Source organism: Vibrio sp. R78045, assembly GCF_042466085.1.
In the GTDB taxonomy this organism is placed as follows: domain Bacteria; phylum Pseudomonadota; class Gammaproteobacteria; order Enterobacterales; family Vibrionaceae; genus Vibrio; species Vibrio cyclitrophicus.
In genome coordinates, this window is sequence record NZ_JAXHBS010000018.1 from 900,187 (window position 1) to 922,435 (window position 22,249).

Below are 22,249 nucleotides of genomic sequence, written 5' to 3' on the forward strand. Positions count from 1 at the left end.
GAAATAATCAGTTTCCTGATTAGGAGAAAGTAAAGTCAGCCTTCAAAAGGAAGTGTCGTCTTGCTCAACATGCTAGCCACGAATGACTAACTAGACGACAAGGTGTACTATAGCTTGTTCGAAGCCTTAGATTTTGAAGTAGATCAATTTTCATTGTGATTTTACGATTTCCAGTAAATCGGTAGCTCTAAAAACGAAACACAATATAAAAACAAAGCACAACGTATAGAAGACAGCTATACACAGAGCAATTATGGAGGCTCGTGTGTCGATAATAAAAATGTTTGGAAAGAAAACTGCCAAGCGTCCGGTCAACTCTGATATGGACAAACAAAGAAAATACGAAGCACTCGTGCGTGCCTATCATCGTGACCTGTTTCGCTACGCCTATTGGTTATGCAAAGACAAAACCGTTGCCGAAGACTTAGTGCAAGAGACTTGCCTTCGTGCATGGAAGTCACTCGATAGCCTTCAAGATGAAAAAGCCGCTAAATCTTGGCTAATTACCATCTTAAGACGCGAAAACGCGAGACGCTTTGAACGCAAACAGTTTGATCTGGTTGATATCGACGATCATGGTAATGATGCTAGTGTCAGTGACGACCCGCATCACCAACACCAATGGTTGCAAGCTCAGATCATGAAACTTGAAGTTGATTACCGTGAACCACTCTTTCTACAAGTCATTGGTGGATTTAGTGGTGAAGAGATTGCCGATATTCTCAATCTCAACAAAAACACAGTAATGACACGTTTATTCAGAGCTCGAAATCAGTTGAAAGAGATGCTGGATACAGAAGAGGCAGAGAGGGGGCAACATAATGGATGATTTAGAATTTCGTCGTCGTGTTTTGTCGGAACCTAAACAACGAACACCAGATATTATCAATGCAGTAGCAAACAGCGAAGCCAATAGTCATTTCTTAGACGATGTACTATCGCTTGATAAGCAGATCCATTCAGCAATGAATGTGGATGTGCCAGATGATCTTGCCGATCGCATTCTATTCAATCAGACCTCAAGCGAAGAGAGTAAAGTCGTAAGACCTACTTTTGCTCGTCGAGCAATGGCGATGGCCGCTTCAGTGGCGTTTGTTGCGGGCTTATTGGTTGGACAGGTTAATTGGGGAAACGCACTGGTTGCTCCAGCTCAAGCAAGTTTGGTCGATACTGCGATGAAACATGTTGTTGATGAAAAAAGCTTTGTGAGTTCAATCGACGAACAAGTGACATCACAACAAATCAACGCAAAAATGAATCCATTTGCTTACCAGTTTGATGAGGCATTCCCTTATCATGTCTACTACCTGAACCACTGTGGTTTCGGGAAGTCCAATGCAATGCACATGGTTTTCCAAGGTGAAAAAGGCAAAGTAACGCTATTTTTAACAGGAATTCCAACAGACAAATCTGTCGACTTTGACGAAGAAGGCATGTCTGGTTCGGTAACACCGATCGATAACAGCAGCCTGATCCTCGTAGGTGAAGATGGTGAGAACGTTTCTAAAATCGCCGAAAAGCTGACAAAAATCATCAAACCTATGGGCTAACACTCCTCTTAAGCCCCGTTACCAAAAGGCCCAGCAATTATACTCTTGATATTGCTGGGCTTTATTTATAAACAAACCACAAAACTATTCACCACACCAATACCTCTAGAGTTAAAACTCTAAAAAACAGTATTTCTCACCATTTTCGTGCCAGATAGGCGTCATTTCCATAATTTTCCACTCAAAATTCTCAATGGTCGGATTTGTATATCGTATACTTGCGAATAGGATCAGCCACCATTGAGCAATTGCTCAAATTAATCGCCCTGTAGAGGCGGATATATAAAGGAATAAATGAATGACTACCAACAACACGCGTCTGTTTAAAAAGTCTCTTTTAGCAGTAACAATTACACTGGCGTCTTCGCAAGCGATGGCAGCAGGTTTCCAACTTAACGCACAATCAGCAACTGGCATCGGCCGTGCATTCGCTGGTGATGCAGTAATCGCAGATAACGCGTCAGTAATGGCACGTAACCCTGCAGCAATGGCACTGTTTGACAAAACTGAGCTATCTCTTGGTTTTGAAAGCATCACTTCAATGATTGAAGTTAAAGATACAACTTACACTTCAGCACCTGGTGGTGTTTCCGACGTAGATGATGTAGGTGACACCTCTATCGCACCCAATATCCACCTTATCGTGCCTGTAAACGATAAATTTGCTTGGGGTGTGAATGCATACTCAAACTTCGGTACTAAAACTGAATTCTCAGATAACTATGAAGCATCTGAATTTGGTGGTTTGACTGATGTAATGAGTATCAACTTTGGTCTTGCTGGTTCATATCGCCTAAACGAGCAGTGGAGCTTTGGTGCTGGTTTAGACCTTATTTACGGTCAGGGTACAATGAAGCGAGAGGCATTCAGTGGTTCACAGGTTGCCACACCTCTAATTGACGTAGATGAAGCTGATGGTTGGGCTGTTGGATTTAACCTAGGCACTGTCTATGAACTTGATGAAAATAACCGTTTTGGTCTAGCTTACCGTTACAGTCCAGAGTTGACGGCTAAAGATGATAAAGGTCAAGAGATTACACTACCATTACCAGATATGGTTGAATTCTCAGGTTTTCACAAACTTGAAGACACTAAATTTGCTGTGCATTACTCAGTACAATGGATCGGCTGGGGTGACTTCGACCAAATCGAATTTAAGAACCTTTCACAAGGTGCAATTCCAGGCTCATATGACAAGAATTATCAATGGCAAGACGGTTGGCACTACGCTATCGGCGGTACTTACTACCTAAATGACACTTGGACACTACGTACGGGTTATATGTATGACACGAGCGCACAAGACTCAGTAACATCTATCTCAGTACCAGATTCTGACCGTCAATGGTTCTCAGCTGGTTTCACTTACCACATCAATACAGCATCTAATGTAGACTTTGGCTTTACATACCTACTAGGTGATGATGTTGATGTTAAAGAAACTGGTATTGGCGGACAACTAAACGGCACTACACACGCTGATGCAATCCTACTGGGCCTGCAGTACAGCCGTAGCTTCTAATATAATCGAAGTTAATAATCTCAAAGGGTCGCATTACGCGACCCTTTTTTGTTGTCTAAACTACTGACTAACTTCGATTTAAGCTTACACTTGTAGGCTGCAAAGGCAAAATATGCCTACAAGTGTACGCTCAAATTTCGCAACACGGCCGAAACATTTAGATTATTTCTCTAATAATTAAACACATTTACTCATTTAATCCCTAAAACACTGTTTTATTCGAATTTCATTTTTAAAGTAATGACTCTAAAAGTAGAATCACGCCACTAAATACTTATGATTCAGCGAACATAATAATGAAAATGAATAAGACCCTTCTATCTACTGCAGTGGCAGTTGGACTACTTTCGACTTCTACCGTTACTCACGCGGCAGGCTTTCAACTAGCAGAATACTCAGCAACAGGCCTAGGCCGTGCATACGCTGGTGAGGCTGCAATGGCAGACGGTGCAGATGCTCAATGGCGTAACCCTGCAATGCTGACTTACCTAGAAGGTACACAAGTTTCTGTTGGTGGTATTTACGTTAACCCTAACATTGATGTTAAAGGTGAAGTAAACCACGCTCACCCAGCATTAGGTACAAGCCAAGCATCTTCAAACGATTTCGCAGATGACGCTATTATCCCGAATCTTTACATTTCTCACCGTTACAACGAAAAGTTTGCTATCGGTTTTGCATTTGGCACGAATTACGGAATGGAAACGAATTTAGGTGACGACTTCAACGCATCTCATTTCGGTAACGAAGCAAGCGTAATCACTAAAGAAGCTAACTTAAACTTCGCTTATCAAGTTGTTGAGCAAGTAAGCATTGGTGGCGGTATCCGTTACGTTATGGGTGAAGGCAGCTTCGGTGCAACAGCACCAGCGAAAAATGCAATTGGTCTAGATTCAAACCAAATGCCGATCTCAGCTCCAGAAGGCACTACACTGAAATATATGGAAGGTGAAGACACCGCTTGGGGTTGGCAAGTAGGTACAGCGTGGCAGATCAACGAAGACCACCGTATCGGTTTTGCCTACAAGTCTGAGGTTGAGCTGAAGTTAGAAGGTCACGCAGAAGGCATCGGCTTTGGCATGACACCTGGTCAACGTGACAATGGACATATGATGTTAGCACTTCCTGCAACAGCAGAGCTTGCAAGTTTCCATCAACTCACTAAAGCACTTGCAATCCATGCTAGTTTTAACTGGACTGACTGGAGTTCTTTCGAAAAATTGCAAGCTGAGCTAGATACATATGGTAGCCATACAGTTAAGGTTGAGAATTGGGAAGATAACTATCGCTTTGCTGTAGGCGCAACTTACCAAATTGCCCCTAAACTGGCACTACGTACAGGTGTGGCTTACGATACTTCTGCAGTTAGCGATAAAAACCGTACTATCACTATTCCAGAAACTGACCGCACATGGTTAAGTGTTGGTGCTGGTTACCAATGGTCTGAACAGCTTTCATTGGATGCTGGCTTTACTTACATCATTGCTAAAGATGCTCCCATCACAGAATCTCGCGGTTACGCATCTGACGATGCAGCCGAAGCTGTTGGCGGCCAATTTATTGGTACAACAACGGGTAATGTTTGGCTAGTTGGTGTACAAGCTAACTACCGCTTCTAATCTGTTTTACTTAATCTAAAGTAACAAGCATTAAAAAGGCTCGATGTTGTATTAACATCGAGCCTTTCTTTTGTCGATTTTCTAAAACGTATTTCTAGTAATCTTCTAGATAACCATCAATGAAGTCTTCTTCTTCGAGATCAAACTCTTCAGGTTCAATTTCGGCTTTAAAGTCACGACGTTGAATGTAGACCTCACGAGTCAAAGCATATGGATCTGGCGAGTCGTCCAATAGTGATTCTTGTGACACTAACTGAGCGCGAGTCTCCATACCTTCAAATGCCCACTTACCTAAGCTAGCCCAAAAGTTCAAAAACGATAGAGGGACATACAAACCATCGACGGTTTCAGTTACTTCACGCGTCGTTAGTGGACCATAACCCGGCACCATAAAATACGGACCATTACCTACCCCGTAATGACCAATCGCATCAGAAAATGATTTGTCGTCGTACTTGGTGATCCCTGCTTCGCTGGCAATATCGATTAAGCCTAACAAACCAATCGTTGAGTTAATCCAAAAACGATTAAAATGGTCGAGTGCTTTTTCACCATTGCCCATAATGAGGTTGTTCACCATACTTGATGGCTCGTCTAAGTTGGCTAGAAAATTGGAAATGCCAGAACGTATTGGCACAGGAGTATAGTCAACATAAGCGAGAGAAACAGGGCGAACCAAATAAGGATCTAGATATTCGTAGTTGATATCCCACATCGCTCTGTTGAAGCCTTCAAAAGGATCGTTCGGGTGGGACTCTTCGACGTATTCAGAGGTTTCGAAGTTATCATCGTTAACGCTTTCGTCCGGCGCGCTAGAGCAACCCACCGTTAAGCTTGCGATAAATAATAAACTCGAGAGTCTTAAAACACTGATAGACATATCACCTTTTCCATAAGGAATAATAAAAAAGGCCAGCAATCGCTGGCCTCAATTGTTTGCGTAAGTCTATACCGTTTATCGCAAAATCGGAATAGCTAACACCTATGCAAACTGATGATTAATATTGCTTATTGATGTTGATAGTCACTGGAGCACCCAGTTCAACCACTTCACTTTCACCGTACCAATCACCATCGCGAGTTGAAACGTTGCCATCTGTATCAAGCCTAGCTCGAACCATCAGAGTTTCAAGGCTAGACAGCTTCAGACCTTCCATCATGCTATTGCCGTCATCGAGCACAACAGTACGAGGGAAAGTACCCAATGGGTAACGAGCCGCAGCGATAGGCATTGGTGAGCCATCAGCTCTGTGTACTGAAACAACCAACACAGACTTAGGGTCAGCGTTCACATCAGCGGCCAATTCAAGCGTTACTGCAACACTTTTACCTTGGTCAACACCCATGGTGTCGCCCATTTTCTTCTGAGCACTTTCAATACTGCGTGACAACATTTCGTAACGGCTATCTTGTGGACCAATCATCTGCTGCATGATGCTCCAGTACTTAACAGCACCAGGATAATCTTGACGTTCAAACGAATCGAACGCTAGCAAAGAGAATACTCGAAGGTCTACATAATCGTTTTGAATCAAACGGCTCAAAATCAGACGAGCTTGGTTTTGATCGGCTTCATCTGGTGAAAGCATCAATGCCTGTGCGAAACCTAGTTGAACATCTTCATTCTTAGGTTCAAGTTTGTAAGCTCTTTCCATAGAATCTTTTGCCGTTTCAGCATCACGGTTTGCGAGCGCAATACGACCAAGCAACAACCAACCCGTTGAATCTTTTGGTTGATAGTGAAGTCGAGTACGAAGTGCTAAAGTCAAATCTTCAAGCTCATCATCCGTTAACGCACCACCTTCCGATGACATCAACTTTTTAGACAACTCGGGAAGATTCGAGCTCACTTCTTGCCAGTGTTGAACCTTATCTAATGCACCGAACTGAAAGTACATGCCATAAGTCACAACCAGAACCAGAATCACAGAGGGTACTACCACACCAACCGTAGAGATTTGTGTTTTTGCCGTATCTTTCTGTGTTGGAACATCATCAAGTAGAGACTGCTTTAGATCTGCGATCAACTCTTGCTGGTTGTCAACAAGGCCTTCTTCTGCTTCTACTTCTAGTTCAACTAAGCGATCTTTATAGAACGCTTTATTCAACTCATCGCGAAGCATTTCATCATTGTTGGCCTTCTTATTAATGAACGGCAGAACAATAAGCAAAATCGCCGCTAATGAAAGGACAACTGTAGAAATCCAAAATAGAGTCATTACTTCTTATCTCCGTCGTTCTCTTCGTCGAGTAACGCTTTTAAGCGAGCTTCTTTGTCTGCATCCCAGTCTTTATCTGACTCTACTGCTTTCGACTTTGACTTTCTGCTTCGTAAAATGATCAAACCGAATCCAAACACAACAACCGAAAATGGGCCGACCCAAAGAATCGATGTTGCTAGCGTCAATGGCGGGTTGTAAGTCACAAAATTACCATAGCGCGCAATCATGTAATCAATGATGTCTTGCTTCGATTTGCCGTCTTTCGTCATCTCATACACTTTTTGACGCAAATCGACCGCAAGCTCTGCGTTCGAATCACCAATCGTGTTGTTTTGACATTTCGGACAACGAAGCGTGTTACTCAACTCTTTGAACTGTTGTTCTTGGTCAACCGTATCAAATTCATGAAATTCGATAGGAGCTGCTGTTACCGACGCAGATATAGCAAAAGTGGCGAACAACGCTACAAGTGTCTGTTTAATCATTTCGCCTCCTCCAATAACTCTTGGTACATCGGTTGGAGTGTCGCTGCCCAGTTTGTTGGATTAACATCACCAACGTGGCGGTAACGAACAACACCGTTAGCGTCAATTAGGAAGGTCTCAGGAGCGCCATAAACACCAAGATCGAGGCCTAGCATGCCATTGCCATCAAATAAACTGATCAGGTAAGGGTTACCTAACTCTTTTAACCAACCTACCGCTTTGTTGCGATCATCCTTGTAGTTAAGACCAATGATCTTAACGCCTTGGTCAGACAGCTTGTTCAGATAAGAGTGCTCTGCATAACAAGTAGGGCACCAAGTGGCCCACACATTAAGAAGCAGTGGCTCACCTTTGAAAATCGCTTGATCATGAAACTTACCAGGTTGTTCCAAATCTTCTAAACCAAACTCAGGAACAGGCTTACCGATCAATACTGATTCAAGCTTAGTCGGGTCATCGCCTGACTGGTTGCGCATTAATTGCGTTGCAAAGATTCCAGCGAGAACCATAAACGCGATCAAGGGAATGAATAAAATCTTCTTGCTCATTCGAATTAAGCCTCCTGCTCTTGAGCCGACTTTTTCGTTGGCTTGCGGAAACGGTAACGACGGTCACTGATAGCGATCACACCACCAATCGCCATGATCAGCGAACCTGCCCAAATCCAACGTACAAATGGTTTGTAGTAAATACGAACAGCCCACGACTTGTTATCGTCTAAACGCTCACCCATTGCGATATAAAGGTCACGTGTTACGCCACGGTCAATCGCTGCTTCTGTCATCATAGACTTAGCTGTGGTGTAGAAACGTTTTTCAGCGTGAAGCGTGTTGATGTACTTGCCTTCTTTGGTAATTTCAAAATCAGCAATATAGCCATCGTAGTTAGGACCATCTTTGTCACGAACGCCTGTGAATAGGAAGTCGTATTCTTCAAGTTGGTAGCTTTCACCTGGCGCCAGACGTACATCTCGTTCGATGCTGTAGTTTTGCACCATCGCGATACCAATCACTGTCACGGCTAAACCAATGTGACCACACATCATTGCCCAGTGGCTACGAGGTAGCTTAGTTAGACCTTTCAGGAATGTGTGACGGTGAGTCGCACGTTCATACAGCTCAAAACCGTGCATGAAGATAATCCAGAATGCCATTACCCAACCAGCAAAGGCAGTACCACTGAAGCGGTCAGCCAGTAAAGCAACTATTAGTGCGCTCAAGCCAAGTGAAAATACACCAGAAACCAGCATAGGTTTAACGAGCTTTGACAGGTTGTCTCGTTTCCAGCGGATCAGTGGGCCGATGCCTAAAAGGAAAGAGAACGGAATCATTAACCAGAAGAACAACATGTCAAAGAACGGAGCACCGATAGATACTGAGCCTAAGCCTAGCTGTTTGTGAACTAATGGTAGTAGCGTACCGACTAACACAACGACAAGCGCTGCAATCAATAAGATGTTGTTGCCAAGTAGCGCGTTTTCACGAGAAACCAGATCGAAGTTACCGCGAACGCGAACGGATGCGCCTTTAACAGCAAACAACAGCAGTGAACCGCCGATAACAAAGACTAGGAAACCTAAAATAAACATACCACGAGCAGGATCTGACGCGAATGCGTGAACAGAAACCAAAATGCCCGAACGAACTAAGAATGTACCTAGTAAGCTTAGTGAGAATGCAGAGATAGCCAGTAACACTGTCCAAGCTTTAAATGTGCCACGCTTTTCTGTTACCGCTAGCGAATGCATCAATGCAGTACCAGCCAACCAAGGCATAAATGAAGCGTTTTCTACTGGATCCCAGAACCACCAGCCACCCCAGCCAAGTTCGTAGTAAGCCCACCATGAACCTAGTGCGATACCTACCGTTAGGAACAACCATGCGGCAATTGTCCAAGGGCGCGACCAACGAGCCCATGCCGTATCTAAACGACCGCTCATTAGAGAAGCAATTGCAAAAGAGAACGCTACAGAGAAACCTACATAACCCATATAAAGCATTGGCGGGTGAATAATCAAACCCGGATCTTGCAATAACGGGTTCAAATCACGACCGTCGACAGGAAAGAAAGGCAATGTACGTAGGAACGGGTTAGACGTTACGATAATGAACAGCAAGAAGCCGACCGTTATCAAGCCCATGATAGCCAGTACGCGAGCCACAGACTCTTGAGGCATACCACGGCTAAACGTCGCTACTGCTACCGTCCAACCTGCTTGAATAAGAACCCAAAGCAGTAACGAACCTTCGTGAGCGCCCCAAACGGCAGTAATACGATAGTACCAAGGCAGTTGGCTATTCGAGTTACTTGCTACGTATTGGATTGTAAAATCATTGGTGTAAAACGCGTAACACAGGATAAAGAACGAAATCGCTAAGAATCCGAACATGCCCCACGACAACGGTCGTGCGCTATTCATTAATAATGTGTTATTTCGAGCGGCTCCATACAATGGGAGCACGCTGAGCAGCAATGCAAGTCCCAAGGACAGGATCATCGCAAAATGGCCGATCTCGGCTATCATTGAGCATTTCCTTCTTTTTGTTCAGTCGTGTATTGCAAAGGCTCATGGGTTTTCTTCATTGCTTCTGCAACTTCAGAAGGCATGTACTCTTCATCATGCTTTGCCAATACCTCGAACGCTTCAATTGTCGTCGCGTCTTTAAGGACACCTTGAGCAACAATACCTTGGCCTTCACGGAAAAGGTCAGGAAGGATGCCATCGTATAATATTGTTACTTTAGGGCCGACATCAGCCAAATCGAAGCTTACACGCAATGATTCATTGTCACGGCTTACAGAGCCAACTACGACCATTCCACCAATGCGTAGACGTTGACCCACTTCTGGTTTTTTACCATCTTTTCCGTTAACCAGCTCAGTTGGTGTATAGAACAGATCCATGTTCTGGTTAAGTGCGTAAACCATCAATCCAACAGTCGCACTGATACCAAAAAAGATCGCTAAGATAATGCCTAGCCTCTTTTTACGTCTTGGGTTCATAGAGTGTTCTCCATATTTTTTGCTGCATCGATACGAGCTTGACGATCAATCTTAGCTTGTACTTCATTAAGTAATTGCTTACCACGACGAACGCTTACCACCAGTAAGACGATCATCGCGAGGAAAGTGATTCCAAATGCACTCCATACATATGAGGCGTAGCCACCCATGGCAAAGAAATCACTCAAAGATTCAAAATACATAATTACCTACCCTACTACGCTTTTTCAGCCGCAAGTTTGCGAACCCATGGACGGTGACTTTCTTTGCTTAGGATTTCGTTTCTGAAACGAACCATCGTCACAGCACCAAAGAAAAAAGCGAAGCCGAAGATGTTGAGAAGAAGCGGCCATAGCATGTCACTAGAAATAGAAGGTTTGTCGAACTTGGTGATCGTCGCACCTTGGTGAAGCGTGTTCCACCACTCTACTGAAAAATGAATAATAGGTAGGTTGATGACACCCACGATAGCCAAAATGCCTGCCGCTTTTGCCGCCGTTTTTTGGTCATCAAAAGCATGGTGTAGAGCAATCACACCCAAGTATAGGAATAGAAGAATCAGCTCAGAGGTCAAACGAGCATCCCAAACCCACCAAGCGCCCCACATTGGTTTACCCCAAACCGCACCCGTTAACAATGCAATGAAGGTAAATACAGCACCAATCGGCGCCATCGCCAATGCGGCCATGTCAGATAGCCTTACCTGCCATACCAAGCCGATGAAGGCAGCTATCGCCATAGACATGTACACGCCCATTGACCAAATTGCAGACGGAACATGGATGTAGATAATTCGGAAACTATCGCCTTGTTGGTAATCTGAAGGCGCAAATGCTAGCCCCCATACAGTACCAGCGGATAGACACAATAGCGCTAGGATCGAAAACCACGGCAGAAGTTTACCAGCAAGCTGATATGAGGTTTCTGCTTTGGCGTAGGGATGGAGCCATTTCCACATGTTGTAATCTCACTCTTACTTCATATTGCTTACAGCTATTAAAGCTATAATTATAATAATTTATTATCTTGCTTTCAGTTTTGCTGACTCTATGAGTCCAATAGTAACTTTTGGTTCACATTAGCTATACGATAACGGCATCGTTATCAGTTCACACTCACTCTAAGTGCGGCACTGATCGCAAAAGGAGTCAAAGTCATCGCACCCATCAACATCGCCCCAAGCACCGCTAATTGACCGTTATACGCAACGCCCAGTGCTGCCGCATCAATCGCTGATGTTGCAAATATAAGAATTGGGATATACAACGGCAAAATAAGCAGACTTAAAAGCACACCGCCTTTTTGTAGTCCTACCGTTAAAGCCACACCAATCGCACCGATAAAGCTCAATGCTGGTGTACCAACCAATAACGTTAACACAACCGATAACCAAGTATCGAAATCTAAAGACAGCAATACAGCCAACAAGGGGCTGATCAAAATTAATGGTAACCCGGTCAATAACCAGTGTGCTATGACCTTGGACAAGACTACCAACTGCAACGGGATGGGCATCAGCATCATCTGCTCAAGGGCACCATCTTGAAAATCGTCGCGAAATAGGCGTTCTAAAGAGAGCAACGCAGAAAGCAGCGCAGCCACCCAAACAATACCTGCGGCAATACGCGCAAGTAAGTTTGGCTCAGGGCCAATACTTAAAGGAAAAAGGGTAATAACAATAATGAAGAACCACAGAGGGTTAAAAATATCCGCTTGACGTCGAAACGCAATCAGCAGTTCACGTCGAATAATAGTGGTCATTGAAGAGATCATATTAATCACCCAACTTTATTTTTCTTAGTTTCGGGCTATCAGCAAACATATCTTGGTGGGTAGTTAACAACACAATACCACCGTTATCTGCATGCTGAGAAAATAGAGATTCCAGAACTTTTACGCCCTGCTTATCGATCGCAGTCAGCGGTTCGTCTAAAATCCACAACATTTGCTTACTCAACCAAAGGCGTGCCAGTGCCACACGGCGCTGTTGACCCGCAGAAAGTTGACCTGCGGGCACATCCTCTCGACCAGCAAGGCCGACTTGAGCTAACGCGTGGTAAAGCTCTTCCTTCGTCGTTCCACCGCTGTGAATCGATTGATAAAAGCTTAGATTTTCATAAGCGCTTAACTCGCGTTTAACGCCAGTTTGATGCCCAAGAAAGAGTAAATTTTGATGATACGTGTCTCGACTCGATTCAATGGATTCACCATCCCAAGAAATAGTGCCTTCATCTCGGTCGCCTAAGCCAGTAATAATCCTAAGGAGTGTCGTTTTCCCGGTACCGTTTCGACCTTCAACTTGAACCAGTTCACCTGGTTTCAATTGAAAAGACAACGATTCAAACAGAACCCTGTCGTCACGAATAGCAGTTAAATTTGAGACTTCTAGCATAGGTAAATTTAGTCGAGTAATGAGAGCGCTATAGTAGCACACCAACATGGTGACAAAACAGGACTAGGCGTTTTCGTGAGAACAAACTCCGTAAGAAACTGTTACCATCGCATCACAATTTACACATTTTTATCAACAAACGAGATATTGTCGTATATACAAGCACTTATAAACATCGTTCTATATAAGAAAAGCAGATACAAAAAAAGAAGCCGAAGCTTCTTTTAAGAGGAATGCGTGACAAATATCGGGCATTCGAGCCACTATAAACACTCAATTTAACGACGTCGAGGTGGGTCTCTTCGTTCACGAGAAGCGGCCGGTTGTCCATCTAGCGATGAAGGATTACTTCTTAACGAAGGAATTTTCTCTTTACCTGCGAGCTTATTCTGCAAAGACATCATGAGCTCAGCTTCCGCTTTCGGCAGTTCACACTCTTCAATTAGTTCGTTAATTCCAGCGCCCAGTTGAACCATTTTCGTTGCACGAGTGTACAAGCGTCCATCGGTATCAGCATGTTCCAGCTCAACAATACGTTCATTCAAGTGCTTAATCAGATCTTGCTGCTCAGTCACTTTTTGACCAAGCCCAACCACGACAGAGCGAACCTCAAGTAATTGCTTACTCGATTTTTGAAGCTCTTTATCCAAATTTCGAATTTGCAGACGTGATTGATCGAGCTGTTTTTGAATCGCACGTTTTACTTTGCTAATCAAAATTACGATGAATAACGTAAAAACCCCAACTCCCGCTATCAGAGCAACAGGGCTTATAGGAAGCGCTTCAAACATTACAGATGAGCCATCTCATCCCATTCGTCTTCGCTTAGTAGTTTGTTTAGATCTACTAAGATAAGCAGCTTGCCATCACGGTTACTAACACCTTGGATGAACTTAGCGCTTTCATCAGTACCAACACTTGGTGTCGTATCGATCTCAGAAGAACGTAAGTAAACCACTTCAGCAACGCTATCAACGAGAATACCGATAACTTGGCGTTCAGACTCAATAACGATGATACGAGTGTTATCTGTGATTTCACCTTGCATCAAACCAAAGCGAGAACGAGTGTCGATAACAGTAACAACATTACCACGCAGGTTGATAATACCTAGAACGTAGTCTGGAGCACCCGGTACTGGAGCAATTTCGCTGTAACGCAGTACTTCACGTACTTGCATTACATTGATGCCGTAAGTTTCTTCTTCTAGCTGAAATGTCACCCATTGAAGTACTTCATCATTCGTTTGATCTTTTCTTACTTCAACTTCACTCATATGAGACATAGATAATCCTCTTGCCGTCGTTACCGACCACTATTATTAACTTGATATGTTTTATTAGCTTAATGCTTTTACATCTAGCCCTGCGTTTAGCATGGCGATTAATGCTTCAACATGGATCAAAGCACACATTTTTTCTTTTACCATACCGGCGAGCCATGGACGTTTCCCTGCCATTTCTCGCCAACGTACTTTATCTGTATTAAGTAACTCTGTGCCCTTTAGCTCGGTGCCCGCGAGGCCCCACAAGCTTTCTCCAAGCATGACTATATATTGATAGTTTTCTTTGTATTCGTCACCCGATAGTTTCTCGGACATCACCCATTTTGCGGTATCGACCACATCTAGTTGGCTATCGCGGTTAGTTTGTAAACCTAAATACCAAGCTGGCTTACCAATGATATGACTTAACTCTTCAAGGCGGTGAATGCCACCTAACTCATCAAGTGGTACCGCAAAGGTCACGCCGTTTACATCAAAATACAAGACTTGGAAATCTTCAGTTCGAACTGTGCTTTCCCAAGAAGTAAACTGGTCAGCTCCTCCAACTTGAGTTTCAGGTTCAATAACTGTCTCAATATCAGGTTCTTGAACTTCGACTTCAGGAGCTTCAACCTCTATCTCGGAATATTCTATTTTCGCTTCTGTTTGTTCAGTTTCTAGCAATTCATCTTCAGCTTGCTGCAATTCGATTTGAGGTTCTGCAACAATGGATAACTCTGGTTCTGGCAAGTTCCAGTCTTGAATTTCAGGTTCAGTAAATACTTGAACAGATTCTACAGCGGCATCGAACATTGGCATGTCGGCTTGCTGAGCGATTTTCTGTGTATTCTGATCCATCAACTCATCAAGATTGAGGTCATCGACAATGTTAGTCGCCTCTAGACGGCTCAGTAGTTTCTGAACATCCTCAAGATTAGGAACCTCAAATTCAGCTGCACGTATTTCGGCATAGCTTGAGTAATGAGTCGCTAATTGACGCTCTGGCTCTGGCTCTGGCTCTGGCTCTGGCTCTGGCTCTGGCTCTGGCTCTGGCTCTGGCTCTGGCTCTTCAGATTGTGACTCATCATCACACTCGTCAACAAAAAGCTCGTCAGATTCAAAGTTTTCATCGCCTAGTAGCGCAGTAAAGTAATCATCCAATGCTTGTTCACTCGATAAGCTTGGACGCTCTACTGTTAGTTCTTTATTCGCGCTCATTTATCGCCAGCCTTTCGAGATAAATAAGCAGCTGTTTATAAGCAAATACACCACGGCTACCCGATGCAAAATGAGATGCAGGCAAGCGTTTTAAGCTCGCATCTCGAAACTTAGTATCAATAGGAACAGCAGATGTCCAAACTTGATTTGGATAATCGTCTTTAAGCTGAGTTAATGTTTGCAATGATGCTTTGGTTCGCTTGTCGTACATCGTTGGGACTATTGTCACCTTAAACGGTGTTTTACGTGACTTCTGCATGATAGCTAAAGTTCGAATCATACGCTCCAAGCCCTTCATTGCTAAGAACTCAGTCTGTACCGGGATTAAGATACGATCGCTGCCAGCCAATGCGTTAACCATCATCACACCTAGAATTGGCGGACAATCGATTAGCACATAATCATAGTCATCTTTTAGCGCAGCTAAAGCACGCTTCAAGATAAGCCCCATACCACTGCGATTACCCATAACACGATCGAGTGTCGCCAATGACATATGTGCAGGAATAATATCGATACCTTCGACTTCCGTTTGCAAAATCAAAGGTCTTACTGTCTGCGCCGTAAACTCTCGCAATTGAAATAGATCAAACAAGCTCGACTCCACGTTATCTGAGTCGTAACCCAGATACGTGGTTAGTGATGCATGCGGGTCAGTATCAACCAACAATACTCGGTGCCCTTTTAAAGCAAGTAAGCCTGCTAAGGTCACTGTTGTGGTTGTTTTGCCAACACCACCTTTTTGGTTTGCAACACTCCAAACAATCATTTCGATTTACCTAAGCTAACCCAACTTCAACCAAGATCCTTTCCGCAATGCGGTCTAGAGGGAGGTCTTCAGTAGAAATGCCAGCTTTTGCTACAGCTTGAGGCATACCATATACAACACAGCTATCTTCGTCTTGTGCCCAAATTGTCGAGCCCGCAGTTTTCAACATACGCGAACCTTCTCGACCATCTGCGCCCATACCGGTCAGGATCATAGACAAGACTTTGTCGCCGTAGATCTTCGCAGCAGAACCGAAAGTAACATCCACACATGGTTTGTAGTTCATACGGTCGCCGCCATCAATAATTCTTAAGCGTGCAGACCCAGCGCGGCCATCAATCATCATCTGCTTGCCGCCAGGAGCAAGATAAGCCACTCCAGGTTTCAACACATCTCCGTCTTGCGCTTCGCGAACTTCAATCTTACACAAGGTATTCAATCGGCTGGCAAATGCAGCGGTAAAAGTTGCTGGCATATGCTGAACTAACACAATTGGGTGTGGATAGTGTGCTGGAATACGCGTCAAAATTTTCTGTAGTGCAACAGGGCCACCAGTAGACGTACCAATTGCCGTCAATTGATACTTTTTACCAGAAGCTCTGAATTTCGCTGTCGATACAGCCACTGGTTTCACTGTCGAAGCTGCGGCTGAAATCGGTTGGCGCAATGGTGTCGAAGTTGTTGCTGGTGTAGTTGTAGCTCGTGGCGCAATAGGAGCACGGCGCATAAACGCACGTTTTGCTGCAATCTGAATCACACGTTGTTGAAGTAATGCAACAGCATCATCACGGTTACGTGCGATGTCTTCAAACTTCTTAGGTAGGAAGTCTAGAGCACCTGCGTCTAACGCATCTAACGTTGCTCTCGCTCCATCATGCGTCAACGAAGAGAACATCAAAATAGGCGTTGGAGACGCTGCCATGATTTCACGAACTGCAGTTATGCCGTCCATGACAGGCATTTCGATGTCCATCGTGATTACGTCAGGTCTTAGCTGTTTCGCTTTCTCAACCGCTTCTTTACCGTTTACTGCTACATCAATGACTTCTAGGCGAGCCTCTGAGTTGATGATCTCGCTAACGCGACGACGAAAGAAACTCGAATCATCAACGACTAATACTTTAATCGCCATATTTATCCTTAAATTAAATTCTTGACGCAGCTGCGTACTGCTTTAGCAAGTCCGGCACATCTAGAATCAATGCAATGTGTCCGTCACTTGTAATTGTCGCGCCTGCCATTCCTGGCGTGCCTTGCAGTAGTTTATCAAGTGGCTTGATCACTACTTCTTCTTGACCGATAAGCGTATCGACAACGAAACCAACACGTTGGCTACCAAGTTGTACAATAACAACATGGCCATGTCCTTTACGCAGTTCAACAATACCTGCTTTAGGTGCGAGCCAATTTTGCAAGTAGAACAACGGAATAGACTTATCACGAACGATGATAGTCAGTTGACCATCAACCACGTTTGTACGGCTTAAATCTAGGTGGAAGATCTCATTTACAGAAGCCAGCGGCAATGCAAATGGGTGACCCGCAACACCGACCATCAAAGTTGGTAGAATCGCAAGCGTCAGTGGAACCTTGATCGTGATCTTAGTGCCTTGTCCCATCTCTGAGTCGATATCAATGGAGCCGTTCAGTGTGTTGATCGCTGTTTTCACAACGTCCATACCTACACCACGACCGGAGATATCAGAGATCTGCTCTTTGCTTGAGAAGCCTGGAGCAAAGATGAGGTTGAAACACTCTTTGTTTGATAAACGAGATGCAGCATCTTCATCCATCAGACCACGTTTAACCGCGATAGCGCGAAGCTTATCTGGGTCCATGCCGCCACCGTCATCAACGATAGCCAGTTCAATGTGATCACCTTCTTGAGAGGCAGACAGTATCACTTTACCCGTTTGTGATTTACCTGCAGCAACACGATCTTCCGGCATCTCAATACCGTGGTCGACAGAGTTTCTCACTAAGTGAATCAGGGGATCAGCAAGTGCTTCCACTAAGTTCTTATCAAGATCCGTTTCTTCGCCACGCATTTCAAGAACAATGTCTTTCTTCAAGCTACGAGCAAGGTCACGGACAACTCGTGGGAAGCGACCAAATACTTTCTTGATCGGCTGCATACGAGTTTTCATTACCGCACCTTGTAGGTCTGCGGTAACAACGTCTAAGTTAGAGACAGCTTTCGCCATTTCTTCATCGTTACTATTTAAGCCAAGGCTAACAAGTCGGTTACGAACCAACACCAGCTCACCCACCATGTTCATGATGGTATCAAGTGTTGATGTGTCTACACGTACTGTAGCATCAGCTTGTTGTTTCTTCGCTGGCGCTTTAACTTCAGTTTTCGCAGGTGCTGCTTTCACAGCAACGGGTGCAGATGGCTGATGCTTAGGAGCCGCTTGTGGTGCTGGTGCGATAGGCTCGGGCTTGACTGCTGCTGGCTTCGTTGCTGCGTCCAGTTCTTCAAGAGTCGGACCATTACCTGAACCATGTAACTGATCAAGTAACTTCTCGAACTCTTCATCAGTCATCAGATCATCGCCCTCAGACATCGCCGATACTGGTTCTGGAGAAGGTGCTGGCGGTGGCGGCGGTGTTGAACCTGCTGCTGTCGGGCTCTTACCCGCACCATGCAATTCATCTAATAACTTTTCAAATTCGTCATCAGTGATATCACCACTATCAGAAACTGGCTGAGGTGCGACTGGTGCTGGCGGCGGTGTTGGTGCTGAAGTTGCTGTCGGCGAACCACCTTTCCCATGAAGTTCATCAAGCAAGCGCTCAAACTCATCTTCAGAGATATCATCGACCGAAGATGCGCTGATGCTTGAGCTTTCAACAACAGGCTCTGGAGCCGCTGCTATAGGTTCAGGGATAACTGGAGCTGGAGCTTCTACTGGTGTAACTTCATCGGCGGACTGTGGTTTACAGAGACGATGAAGCTCATCCAATAACGCTTGATCAGCTGGCACTAAAGGCTCCTGATCTTGCACGGCTTGAAACTGTACATTTACTGTATCTAAAGCCTGTAGCATTGTATCCATCAAACCTGAGGTTACACTGCGTTGGCCGTTTCTTAGAATGTCGAACACATTCTCAGCACCATGACAAGTATCCACCAGCTCAGTCAATGCTAGGAAACCAGCACCACCTTTTACTGTATGGAAACCACGGAAAATAGCATTTAATAGGTCTTTGTCGTCAGGGTTATTCTCAAGCTCTACCAGTTGTTCTGATAAAAGTTCAAGGATCTCTCCTGCTTCGACTAAAAAGTCCTGAAGAATATCTTCGTCTAAATCGTAGCTCATACGTTACCTTTAAAATCCAAGACTGGATAACAAATCGTCGACTTCATCTTGAGATGCAACAGCGTCTTCGCGCTCTTCTGGGTTCATAATTGGACCCTCGGGAGCAATGGACGCTTTCTTCTCTGACTCTGGAGTTGGCTCTATCTGATTCGCACCAAATACTGTGAGAATCTCGACCAAACGTCCCTCAACCTCATTCACCAAGGTAATAACTTTGCTAATTATCTGCCCAGTTAAATCTTGGAAATCCTGAGCCATCAAGATTTCAGTCAATTGTCCACGTAGTTCAGTACTATCGCCTTCTACCTGGACAAGCAATCCATCAATGCGGTGACATAAAGCTTTAAATTGTGCCAGCTCAATGCGGCCATGCATCAGTTCATTCCATTGAGGCCTTACTTGAAGTAAACACTCGTGTAGGTTGTCTGCTATTGGCATACAGCGATCGACAGCGTCCATCGTCTTATTTGCCGCAACTTCCGTTTTATCAATGACATACTGAAGGCGATCCCTAGCGTCAGGGATTTCATCATTTGCGATGACGCTAATGCGTTCATCGAAATTAAATTGAGTCAAAGAATCATGGAGGTCGCGAGTCAGACTGCCTATTTCTTGAAGCATTGGATTGTCTTGAAGATTAAAATTATCTTCATAAATGCTTCTAACAAGAGAATCAGCACCTTGCTGCTCATTGTTCTCAAGCAGCTCTACTAATTTTTTTGCTTGTTCTAATGAAATCATCCTGAGTTCGGCCTTACTCCGCATACTTTGTGCGCTTAGGCTATCGAGATAAACAGAGGACTTTTCAGTCAGTGTTTACCTAAAAGTGCCTAAAACTTATTGATGCTTATAAGCGATCAAAAATCTTATCTAGTTTCTCTTTCAGCGTTGCAGCAGTGAAAGGCTTCACAATGTAACCATTAACACCCGCTTGCGCTGCTTCAATGATCTGCTCGCGTTTCGCTTCTGCGGTGATCATAAGCACTGGAAGGTGCTTAAGTTCTGCGTCTGCGCGAATGTGCTTAAGCAGGTCAATACCTTGCATGCCAGGCATGTTCCAGTCAGTTACCACGAAATCAAATTCGCCTTTTTTCAGCATAGGTAACGCGGTCAAGCCATCATCTGCTTCTTGAGTGTTGTTGAAACCTAGGTCACGAAGTAGGTTTTTAACAATTCGGCGCATCGTTGAAAAATCATCAACAATGAGAATTTTCATGTTTTTGTTCAAATTAGCCTCCACTGAATAAAACCAGTGTTGTTAGTCGTTCTGTGTCCAAGCACTTAACTTAGTGCGTAAACGCTGCATAGATTGGCTTAGTATTTGGCTGACGCGAGATTCGCTGACACCTAACACTTCCCCAATCTCTTTTAAATTGAGTTCTTCGTCGTAATAAAGTGAAAGCACTAGGCCTTCTCTTTCCGGAAGTTGTTTTATCGAATCGATCAAAGCTTGGCGGAAGGATTCATCAGCAACCCCTTGAAAAGGCGTATTGTCTTGAGAATCTTCATTCGGAGATATTACATCATCTGAGACGCCTAAATCTTCGATCCCAACCAGTCTTGAGCAATTTATGTCAGTTAAAGCACTATGATATTGGTCTAAACTGAGTCCCATGTGCTTTGCCACTTCGGCATCACTTGGATCACGGTTTAGCGTTCCCTCTAACTCGGCTATTGCACTACTGATTTCACGATTGTTTTTATGAACCGATCTTGGCACCCAATCTCCACGTCGAATGTCATCTAACATCGCCCCGCGAATTCGGATACCTGCGTACGTTTCAAAGCTTGCGCCTTTAGTACCATCATAGTTTTGTTGCGCCTCAATCAAGCCAATCATGCCAGCTTGAATCAAGTCATCAACCAATACATTAGGCGGTAATCGCCCCAACAAGTGATGAGCGATACGTTTAACCAACACAGAGTACTTCTCAAAAAAAGCCTGTTGGCTATTGTGATTAGCATGCTGGTCGTAAGTAAGCGCTTTATTCACCAAATGGTTCCTCTACAAATTCAGTACGATTCAGCAGTCTTTCAACAAAAAATTCCAAATGCCCACTTGGGGTTTTTGGTATTGGCCAGGTCAATGCTTTATTTGCCAGTGAGCTGATTGCTAACGCAGCAGGAGAGCGAGGATACGCATCCACTACGATTTTCTGTCTCTTGACTGATTGACGTACTTTATCATCTAAAGGAATACATGCTACGAGTTCGAGGCTCACATTCAAGAAGCGCTCTGTGACCAAAGTCAACTTTGCAAATAATTCTCGACCTTCGCGGTAGCTTCTGACCATATTTGCAACAACTTTGAATCGTTGAACTTGGTGCTCTCTACTCAACAACTTGATTAAGGCATATGCATCAGTAATCGAGGTCGGTTCATCACAAACGACTACAACCACGTCTTGTGCCGCTCTTGAGAAGCTAATGACCATATCCGAAATGCCAGCAGCTGTATCAACCAACAAGATATCCATCTCGTCTTCAAGCGAACCAAAAGCTCGAATCAACCCCGCATGTTGAGCGTGTGAAAGTTCAGTCATGCTCTGTGTACCAGATGTCGCTGGAATGATTTTAATTCCATGCGGTCCTTCAACAATCGCATCTTTAAGTTCACACTCACCGGCCAGCACATGCCCTAGGTTTCGTTTAGAACGAATTCCTAGCATGATGTCTACGTTGGCAAGCCCTAAGTCGGCATCTAAAACCATGACTTTTTTGCCTTGGCGAGCCATACAAATAGCCATACCTAGCGTCACATTAGATTTACCTACACCACCTTTACCACCCGTTACCGCAATAACTTTTGTTAATGAAGGCTTGGTTAAGCGACGGAGGCCGCTAGCTTGATCATGTATCATATTTTCATTCATATTTATCCG

24 protein-coding genes are annotated in these 22,249 nt (G+C 44.2%); 4 read left to right on the plus strand and 20 right to left on the minus strand.

All coding sequences use genetic code 11. From position 1 onward, the window contains the following. The first annotated feature begins 280 nt into the window (after positions 1–280). The 4 genes from SJY39_RS25805 (at position 281) to SJY39_RS25820 (ending at position 4,691) form a co-directional block, all read left to right on the plus strand. Positions 281–829, plus strand: coding sequence for a sigma-70 family RNA polymerase sigma factor (locus tag SJY39_RS25805; protein ID WP_010439430.1), 549 nt, complete (start codon positions 281–283; stop codon positions 827–829). Continuing rightward, on the plus strand, positions 822–1,550 hold the full coding sequence (locus SJY39_RS25810) for a DUF3379 domain-containing protein (protein ID WP_010439428.1): 729 nt from the start codon (positions 822–824) through the stop codon (positions 1,548–1,550). Before SJY39_RS25805 ends, SJY39_RS25810 begins: the two co-directional genes overlap by 8 nt. Before the next feature lie 298 nt (positions 1,551–1,848). Then, positions 1,849–3,072, plus strand: coding sequence for an outer membrane protein transport protein (locus SJY39_RS25815; protein WP_016796969.1), 1,224 nt, complete (start codon positions 1,849–1,851; stop codon positions 3,070–3,072). A 296-nt stretch (positions 3,073–3,368) separates the two neighbouring features. Then, on the plus strand, positions 3,369–4,691 hold the full coding sequence (locus tag SJY39_RS25820; protein ID WP_016796968.1) for an outer membrane protein transport protein: 1,323 nt from the start codon (positions 3,369–3,371) through the stop codon (positions 4,689–4,691). A 94-nt stretch (positions 4,692–4,785) separates the two neighbouring features. Here SJY39_RS25820 and SJY39_RS25825 read toward each other — a convergent pair whose 3' ends face one another. The 20 genes from SJY39_RS25825 to SJY39_RS25920 form a co-directional block, all read right to left on the minus strand. Continuing rightward, a complete protein-coding gene (locus SJY39_RS25825; RefSeq protein ID WP_010439421.1) occupies positions 4,786–5,571 on the minus strand; it encodes a VacJ family lipoprotein in 786 nt (261 codons plus the stop codon). Between the two features lie 118 nt (positions 5,572–5,689). After that, entirely contained in the window at positions 5,690–6,910 is a 1,221-nt protein-coding gene (ccmI, locus tag SJY39_RS25830; protein WP_010439419.1) for a c-type cytochrome biogenesis protein CcmI, read from the minus strand. Further along, on the minus strand, positions 6,910–7,398 hold the full coding sequence (locus SJY39_RS25835) for a cytochrome c-type biogenesis protein (RefSeq protein ID WP_010439418.1): 489 nt from the start codon (positions 7,396–7,398) through the stop codon (positions 6,910–6,912). Before SJY39_RS25835 ends, ccmI begins: the two co-directional genes overlap by 1 nt. Continuing rightward, positions 7,395–7,946 carry a DsbE family thiol:disulfide interchange protein gene (locus tag SJY39_RS25840; RefSeq protein ID WP_010439416.1) on the minus strand — a complete coding sequence of 184 codons (552 nt, stop codon included), beginning with the start codon at positions 7,944–7,946 and terminating at the stop codon, positions 7,395–7,397. The genes SJY39_RS25835 and SJY39_RS25840 overlap by 4 nt, the downstream gene beginning before the upstream one ends. A gap of 5 nt (positions 7,947–7,951) precedes the next feature. After that, complete coding sequence (locus SJY39_RS25845; protein ID WP_016767066.1) at positions 7,952–9,922, minus strand: heme lyase CcmF/NrfE family subunit; 1,971 nt, start codon at positions 9,920–9,922, stop codon at positions 7,952–7,954. Further along, positions 9,919–10,401 (minus strand): cytochrome c maturation protein CcmE, encoded by a 483-nt coding sequence (ccmE, locus tag SJY39_RS25850; RefSeq protein ID WP_009848524.1) that lies wholly within the window; start codon positions 10,399–10,401, stop codon positions 9,919–9,921. Before ccmE ends, SJY39_RS25845 begins: the two co-directional genes overlap by 4 nt. After that, a complete protein-coding gene (ccmD, locus tag SJY39_RS25855; protein ID WP_010439411.1) occupies positions 10,398–10,604 on the minus strand; it encodes a heme exporter protein CcmD in 207 nt (68 codons plus the stop codon). The genes ccmE and ccmD overlap by 4 nt, the downstream gene beginning before the upstream one ends. A 14-nt stretch (positions 10,605–10,618) precedes the next feature. Next, a complete protein-coding gene (locus SJY39_RS25860; protein ID WP_010439410.1) occupies positions 10,619–11,359 on the minus strand; it encodes a heme ABC transporter permease in 741 nt (246 codons plus the stop codon). 146 nt (positions 11,360–11,505) lie between these two features. Beyond that, positions 11,506–12,174 (minus strand): heme exporter protein CcmB, encoded by a 669-nt coding sequence (gene ccmB / locus SJY39_RS25865; RefSeq protein ID WP_004736228.1) that lies wholly within the window; start codon positions 12,172–12,174, stop codon positions 11,506–11,508. Position 12,175: 1 nt separating this feature from the next. Further along, complete coding sequence (ccmA, locus tag SJY39_RS25870) at positions 12,176–12,793, minus strand: cytochrome c biogenesis heme-transporting ATPase CcmA (RefSeq protein WP_010439401.1); 618 nt, start codon at positions 12,791–12,793, stop codon at positions 12,176–12,178. 278 nt (positions 12,794–13,071) lie between these two features. Continuing rightward, a complete protein-coding gene (locus SJY39_RS25875) occupies positions 13,072–13,584 on the minus strand; it encodes a DUF2802 domain-containing protein (protein WP_010439397.1) in 513 nt (170 codons plus the stop codon). After that, positions 13,584–14,078 (minus strand): chemotaxis protein CheW, encoded by a 495-nt coding sequence (locus tag SJY39_RS25880; RefSeq protein WP_009848530.1) that lies wholly within the window; start codon positions 14,076–14,078, stop codon positions 13,584–13,586. Before SJY39_RS25880 ends, SJY39_RS25875 begins: the two co-directional genes overlap by 1 nt. A gap of 54 nt (positions 14,079–14,132) precedes the next feature. Further along, entirely contained in the window at positions 14,133–15,275 is a 1,143-nt protein-coding gene (locus SJY39_RS25885) for a chemotaxis protein CheW (protein WP_102265469.1), read from the minus strand. Then, positions 15,262–16,044: a ParA family protein gene (locus SJY39_RS25890; RefSeq protein WP_010439391.1), complete on the minus strand. Its 783-nt coding sequence runs from the start codon at positions 16,042–16,044 to the stop codon at positions 15,262–15,264. The genes SJY39_RS25885 and SJY39_RS25890 overlap by 14 nt, the downstream gene beginning before the upstream one ends. A gap of 10 nt (positions 16,045–16,054) precedes the next feature. Continuing rightward, the gene (locus tag SJY39_RS25895; RefSeq protein WP_016788647.1) at positions 16,055–17,176 is read right to left on the minus strand and encodes a chemotaxis response regulator protein-glutamate methylesterase; all 1,122 of its coding nucleotides are present in this window, start codon (positions 17,174–17,176) and stop codon (positions 16,055–16,057) included. 13 nt (positions 17,177–17,189) lie between these two features. Further along, positions 17,190–19,367: a chemotaxis protein CheA gene (locus SJY39_RS25900; RefSeq protein ID WP_016784725.1), complete on the minus strand. Its 2,178-nt coding sequence runs from the start codon at positions 19,365–19,367 to the stop codon at positions 17,190–17,192. A 9-nt stretch (positions 19,368–19,376) separates the two neighbouring features. Continuing rightward, positions 19,377–20,108: a protein phosphatase CheZ gene (locus tag SJY39_RS25905; RefSeq protein ID WP_010439383.1), complete on the minus strand. Its 732-nt coding sequence runs from the start codon at positions 20,106–20,108 to the stop codon at positions 19,377–19,379. Positions 20,109–20,214: 106 nt separating this feature from the next. Beyond that, the gene (cheY, locus tag SJY39_RS25910) at positions 20,215–20,583 is read right to left on the minus strand and encodes a chemotaxis response regulator CheY (RefSeq protein ID WP_016767062.1); all 369 of its coding nucleotides are present in this window, start codon (positions 20,581–20,583) and stop codon (positions 20,215–20,217) included. Between the two features lie 42 nt (positions 20,584–20,625). Then, the gene (locus SJY39_RS25915) at positions 20,626–21,360 is read right to left on the minus strand and encodes an RNA polymerase sigma factor FliA (protein WP_010439379.1); all 735 of its coding nucleotides are present in this window, start codon (positions 21,358–21,360) and stop codon (positions 20,626–20,628) included. Further along, positions 21,353–22,240: a MinD/ParA family protein gene (locus SJY39_RS25920; RefSeq protein ID WP_016767061.1), complete on the minus strand. Its 888-nt coding sequence runs from the start codon at positions 22,238–22,240 to the stop codon at positions 21,353–21,355. Before SJY39_RS25920 ends, SJY39_RS25915 begins: the two co-directional genes overlap by 8 nt. Between the last annotated feature and the right edge of the window lie 9 nt (positions 22,241–22,249).

What these genes read in the sequence shown, in the direction of transcription:
- ccmB (WP_004736228.1), bottom strand. Translation starts at nt 12,174, where the DNA reads ATGATCTCTTCAATGACCACTATTATTCGACGTGAACTGCTGATTGCG.
- SJY39_RS25820 (WP_016796968.1), top strand. Translation starts at nt 3,369, where the DNA reads ATGAAAATGAATAAGACCCTTCTATCTACTGCAGTGGCAGTTGGACTA.
- SJY39_RS25845 (WP_016767066.1), bottom strand. Translation starts at nt 9,922, where the DNA reads ATGATAGCCGAGATCGGCCATTTTGCGATGATCCTGTCCTTGGGACTT.
- SJY39_RS25875 (WP_010439397.1), bottom strand. Translation starts at nt 13,584, where the DNA reads ATGTTTGAAGCGCTTCCTATAAGCCCTGTTGCTCTGATAGCGGGAGTT.
- ccmE (WP_009848524.1), bottom strand. Translation starts at nt 10,401, where the DNA reads ATGAACCCAAGACGTAAAAAGAGGCTAGGCATTATCTTAGCGATCTTT.
- SJY39_RS25905 (WP_010439383.1), bottom strand. Translation starts at nt 20,108, where the DNA reads ATGATTTCATTAGAACAAGCAAAAAAATTAGTAGAGCTGCTTGAGAAC.
- SJY39_RS25880 (WP_009848530.1), bottom strand. Translation starts at nt 14,078, where the DNA reads ATGTCTCATATGAGTGAAGTTGAAGTAAGAAAAGATCAAACGAATGAT.
- SJY39_RS25895 (WP_016788647.1), bottom strand. Translation starts at nt 17,176, where the DNA reads ATGGCGATTAAAGTATTAGTCGTTGATGATTCGAGTTTCTTTCGTCGT.
- cheY (WP_016767062.1), bottom strand. Translation starts at nt 20,583, where the DNA reads ATGAAAATTCTCATTGTTGATGATTTTTCAACGATGCGCCGAATTGTT.
- SJY39_RS25840 (WP_010439416.1), bottom strand. Translation starts at nt 7,946, where the DNA reads ATGAGCAAGAAGATTTTATTCATTCCCTTGATCGCGTTTATGGTTCTC.
- SJY39_RS25890 (WP_010439391.1), bottom strand. Translation starts at nt 16,044, where the DNA reads ATGATTGTTTGGAGTGTTGCAAACCAAAAAGGTGGTGTTGGCAAAACA.
- SJY39_RS25815 (WP_016796969.1), top strand. Translation starts at nt 1,849, where the DNA reads ATGACTACCAACAACACGCGTCTGTTTAAAAAGTCTCTTTTAGCAGTA.
- ccmA (WP_010439401.1), bottom strand. Translation starts at nt 12,793, where the DNA reads ATGCTAGAAGTCTCAAATTTAACTGCTATTCGTGACGACAGGGTTCTG.
- SJY39_RS25825 (WP_010439421.1), bottom strand. Translation starts at nt 5,571, where the DNA reads ATGTCTATCAGTGTTTTAAGACTCTCGAGTTTATTATTTATCGCAAGC.
- SJY39_RS25835 (WP_010439418.1), bottom strand. Translation starts at nt 7,398, where the DNA reads ATGATTAAACAGACACTTGTAGCGTTGTTCGCCACTTTTGCTATATCT.
- ccmD (WP_010439411.1), bottom strand. Translation starts at nt 10,604, where the DNA reads ATGTATTTTGAATCTTTGAGTGATTTCTTTGCCATGGGTGGCTACGCC.
- ccmI (WP_010439419.1), bottom strand. Translation starts at nt 6,910, where the DNA reads ATGACTCTATTTTGGATTTCTACAGTTGTCCTTTCATTAGCGGCGATT.
- SJY39_RS25900 (WP_016784725.1), bottom strand. Translation starts at nt 19,367, where the DNA reads ATGAGCTACGATTTAGACGAAGATATTCTTCAGGACTTTTTAGTCGAA.
- SJY39_RS25885 (WP_102265469.1), bottom strand. Translation starts at nt 15,275, where the DNA reads ATGAGCGCGAATAAAGAACTAACAGTAGAGCGTCCAAGCTTATCGAGT.
- SJY39_RS25810 (WP_010439428.1), top strand. Translation starts at nt 822, where the DNA reads ATGGATGATTTAGAATTTCGTCGTCGTGTTTTGTCGGAACCTAAACAA.
- SJY39_RS25805 (WP_010439430.1), top strand. Translation starts at nt 281, where the DNA reads ATGTTTGGAAAGAAAACTGCCAAGCGTCCGGTCAACTCTGATATGGAC.
- SJY39_RS25920 (WP_016767061.1), bottom strand. Translation starts at nt 22,240, where the DNA reads ATGAATGAAAATATGATACATGATCAAGCTAGCGGCCTCCGTCGCTTA.
- SJY39_RS25860 (WP_010439410.1), bottom strand. Translation starts at nt 11,359, where the DNA reads ATGTGGAAATGGCTCCATCCCTACGCCAAAGCAGAAACCTCATATCAG.